Source organism: Acidiphilium sp. (assembly GCF_049977125.1).
GTDB lineage: Bacteria > Pseudomonadota > Alphaproteobacteria > Acetobacterales > Acetobacteraceae > Acidiphilium.
Window position 1 is genome coordinate 1 of the sequence record NZ_JBMFGY010000192.1, and the last position, 4,417, is coordinate 4,417.

3 protein-coding genes are annotated in these 4,417 nt (G+C 59.5%); all 3 read left to right on the plus strand.

What is annotated here, in order from left to right; genetic code table 11:
- The first annotated feature begins 352 nt into the window (after nt 1-352).
- The 3 genes from ACP5E6_RS16415 to ACP5E6_RS16425 are packed head-to-tail and all read left to right on the plus strand — an operon-like array spanning nt 353 to nt 4,016.
- On the plus strand, nt 353-1,189 hold the full coding sequence (locus tag ACP5E6_RS16415) for an FAD binding domain-containing protein (protein ID WP_427955921.1): 837 nt from the start codon (nt 353-355) through the stop codon (nt 1,187-1,189).
- Entirely contained in the window at nt 1,186-1,647 is a 462-nt protein-coding gene (locus tag ACP5E6_RS16420; RefSeq protein ID WP_427955924.1) for a (2Fe-2S)-binding protein, read from the plus strand. Before ACP5E6_RS16415 ends, ACP5E6_RS16420 begins: the two co-directional genes overlap by 4 nt.
- Nucleotides 1,644-4,016 (plus strand): xanthine dehydrogenase family protein molybdopterin-binding subunit, encoded by a 2,373-nt coding sequence (locus ACP5E6_RS16425; protein ID WP_427955926.1) that lies wholly within the window; start codon nt 1,644-1,646, stop codon nt 4,014-4,016. The genes ACP5E6_RS16420 and ACP5E6_RS16425 overlap by 4 nt, the downstream gene beginning before the upstream one ends.
- Nucleotides 4,017-4,417: the final 401 nt, after the last annotated feature.

Consider the following 4,417-nt stretch of genomic DNA (forward strand, 5'->3'; position numbering starts at 1 on the left):
CTAAGATCCCCGGTAATCGACTAAAATTCTATTGTAATCGCATGTACCCGAAAAAGCTGGCGGCGCTCCCTCAAGCGACGGAGCCAGAGGGACAACACGACATACGAACGGATGAAGACGCTGGCCAACGACTGACTCCCGAAGCCGCGTATCCTTCACCCATGGCCGCGCGATCGTTTCGCCGTCAAACACCCAAGGTGGGAGCCGTATGCGCGAGTCGCGCCCGGACGGATCTGTGCGGGGCGCGCGCAGTGATGGGAGTCCCTACCGCGATCGTTGGTCAACCCATCGATTTCTGCTTAGTTCACCCCATCAGCTTGACAATGCGGTTCAATCCTGCCCGAAATCATGGATGAAATCCGCAGCCTTTAATTATGTTAGGCCCAAGTCAGTAGCCGAGGCAATCGCCTGCCTCTCCGCAAATCTTTCTGATGCTAAGTTATTGGCTGGCGGTCAGAGCCTGCTGCCTGCACTCAATTTCAGGCTTTCCGCACCGGCTCTGCTTATCGATATAGGACGGCTTGTAGAACTGAAAGGTATTACGTTGATCGACGACTGCCTTCGGATTGGCGCCGCCTGCACCTATGCCAATCTGCTAACCGATCCTGAAATCGCCTATCATGCCCCGCTGATCGCCGAAGCCCTCGCGCATGTAGCCCACCCCGCAATCCGGTCGCGCGGCACCATCGGCGGTAGTCTCGCCAACGCCGATCCGGCAGCTGAACTACCAGCAGTGATGTTGGCGCTCGACGCTACAATCGTCAGCGAAGGACCCGCGGGAATCAGACGGATCGCAGCAGCCGATTTTTTTACCGGAATGTTCGAAACCGTCCTGACGGCGGATGAGATTCTGATTGCTGTTGAGATACCGCGACGCGAACGCCGCTGGGGCTTCGCCGAACTGGCGCGACGGCACGGTGACTACGCCATCATCGGCCTCGCGGCGACTATGGGTGTGGATGGTGCTCGACTCGCTTTTTTTTCAGCTGGCCCCACTGCAATAATTGCTTCTCGCTCGGCTGCGTTGTTGGGAAGGGGCATACCGGATCGTGATCGGATCGAAGCGGCCTGCGTTGCTCTCGCTGAAGATTTGCCTGAATATTGTGATCCGGAAATTGGAGCGGCAATGCGCCTACACCTCGCGCGTGTTTTACTGCGTAGAGTGCTTAACGTATGGCTCAGTGCATGACTGGCGTTACGCTGACCCTGAACGGCGAGGTGATCCGGGCTGAGGTGTTGCCGCGTCTGCATCTAGCCGATTTCCTGCGCGAGCATTGTGGGCTTACCGGCACCCATCTTGGCTGTGAACATGGCGTCTGCGGAGCCTGCACCGTTCGGCTCGATGGCGCAATCGTTCGCTCCTGTCTGGTACTGGCGGTGCAGGCCGATGGTACGAAGATCGAAACCATTGAAGGGGTTTCGGATTCGGGCGAGGCACAGGCGATCCAGGCTGCCTTTGCCTCACGCAACGCTCTGCAATGCGGGTTTTGTACACCGGGCATGGTGATCACGGCGCTCGATTTCCTTGCCACGGCCCCGAATCCGACAGATCGTGACGCCATTCGCGCACATCTGTCGGGTAATTATTGCCGCTGTACCGGCTATGAGGCGATTGTCGATGCGATCGTGAGCGTTGCAAATCAATGAACCGCGACCTGCCCGACCGTTCATTTTACCAGATCGGACGTGCCGTGCCACGCGCCGCGTCCCGCAGACTGGCTCAGGGCCGTGGCAGGTTCACGAGCGATATCGTTCTCCCCCGGATGGTCCACGCCGCCTTTGTACGTTCGCCTCATGCTCATGCCGAGTTGCGGCACATCGATCTGGGCCCCGCACGGACGATGCCTGGTGTCGCAGGGGTGTTCGATGCTGATACCATTGCATCCTGGTGCTCCCCATGGATTGGCACTCTGACGCATATGGTTGGACTGAAGTCAGCACCGCAATATCCGCTGGCGCGGGGGCGTGTGCGCTTCCAGGGAGAACCGATCGTCATGGTGTTGGCCGCCAGTCGTGCCGAGGCGGAAGACGCTGCCGAACAGATCATGGTCGATTACGAACCGCTGACGCCGCTGGTTGACGCGCTGGCTGCCCTGGATGCGGATGCCACGCCATTACACCCCGAACTTGGAGACAATCTTGCCTTCCAGAGGCGGATCGACGCCGGCGATATCTTATCCGCCATGGCTTCTGCTGACGAAATCATCAGTCTTGATTTCGACTTCGCACGGCACACTGGCGTCACGCTTGAACCTCGCGCGGTGGTGGCGGACTGGAACGAGGGCGAGCAGCGTCTGACGGTATATGCCGGCACCCAGGTGCCACACATGCTACAGGATATTTATGCACGACATTTCGGGCTCGCAGCACGGCAGGTTCGCGTGCTTGCCCCCGATGTCGGGGGCTCGTTCGGTATCAAGATCCATATCTATCCCGATGAAATGGCCGCGATTGCGGCAAGCCGTGCGTTGCGCCGGCCGGTTCGCTTCGTTGCTGATCGGCTGGAGAGTTTTACCGCAGATATCCATGCCCGTGGACATCAGGTCCGCGCACGTATCGGGGTTACGCGGGCGGGAACGATTACCGGATTCGATATCGACGACCTTACGGGGATCGGTCCGTATTCCGCTTATCCCCGGACCTCGGCTGTCGAGGCGAACCAAGTGATCAACCTGATCGGCGGCCCCTACGCGGTTGCAAATTATCGCGCTCGGACGCGGGTGGTGTTTCAGACCAAGGCTATGATGTCGCAGTACCGCGCCGTCGGCCACCCGATTGCCACGGCAGTGACAGAGGCGCTGGTAGATGCTGCCGCGCGCCGGATCGACCTTGATCCGGTCGAATTGCGGCGCCGGAACCTAATTCCGGACGATGCATATCCGATGACCTCTCCCACCGGGATGCGGTTCGAGGCGCTCTCGCACCATGCGTGTCTTGAAAAACTCAGCGCTATGATGGGTTATGATGCGCTGCGGACGGAACAAGCGCACTTACTGGCTCGTGGGGTGCGACGGGGAATCGGTATCGCTAGTTTTATCGAGATCACCAATCCAGGCGCGGCTTTTTATGGCGTCGGCGGAGCGCATATATCGGCGCAGGAGGGCGCGACAATCCGGCTTGATGCCGGTGGCCATATCGTGGTGCAGGCCGGCGTGACGGACCAGGGGCAAGGTACTGAAACCATCCTTGCTCAGATCGCTGCGGAGGCGTTGGGGTTGGCGCCGGATCACGTTATGGTAAAACTCGGCGATACCGACGCCACACCTTACGGCGGCGGCACCTGGGCTTCGCGCGGCGCGGGGGTGGGCGGTGAGGCGGTCTGGCAAGCGGCACGCGCGCTGCGCGGCCAACTACTGACGTTGGCGGCGAGCCTTCTGCAGGTTGATCCCGCCGCGCTCGATCTGCGCGATGGCGCGATTGTCGATGTTGTCGGCACCCCTCGCATGTCGATGGACGAGCTTGCAAGGATCGCTCATTTTCGTCCGGATACCCTGCCGCCCGACGTTGTGTCCGAGCTGTCAGCAACTCGTCACTACGTCCCGCGTGAGTATCCCTTCGCCTTTACCAACGGAGTGCAGGCTTCATTGGTCGAGGTCGATTTCGAGACTGGTTTCGTCAAGTTGCTTCGGCACTGGGTGGTCGAGGATTGTGGTACCATCATCAATCCGCTGCTGGTCGACGAACAGATTCGTGGCGGTGTGGTTCAGGGGCTTGGAGCCGCCCTGTTCGAGGCCTGTCGCTATGATGAAAACGGTCAGATGACCAATGCAACGATGGCTGATTATCTGGTGCCGATGGCCGCCGAAATGCCCGATATCGAGATTGGTCATGTTTGTACGCCAACTACCGAAACCGCCCTGGGTGCGAAAGGGGCAGGCGAGGCTGGAACCGCTGCCGCAGCAGCAGCGGTGCTGAACGCGGTAAACGATGCGCTGGGTCCGGATAGCGGTCCGTTGACTGCATTACCGATTACACCTGCCCGGGTTTTGCAAGCGCTTGGGGCTGTGATCGCGTAACGGACCGCTGGCCGTTCAGCCGAACTCCGTCCCGGGTTGCGCAGCCGATCCGCAAGGTTGCCCAGTCGAAGCAGCAGTATGGACATCGCAGCGCTCGGGCCCAAATGGCTGAATCCGTCGTGGCCGTCGTGACGCTGCGTGAAAAGAATCAGCTGACATTGGTTCCGGTGTTGCGCCCCCTGATCTCAAGCTACGGCGTGCCTTGCGAAGTCCAAAATACCTCATGGTAATTTGTTGGTATTCGCAGTGGGGCCGCAATGAAAGTCTCGGAAGATGTGGACAAAAGCGGCAGAGGCGCTGTACTTTACCGGTAACAGACGACTTTTCCCTGATCGGGGAGTCGCAAACCGTGATAGGACCAACCCGATGGATTATCGCCAACTCGGAAGCTCCGGCCTTAG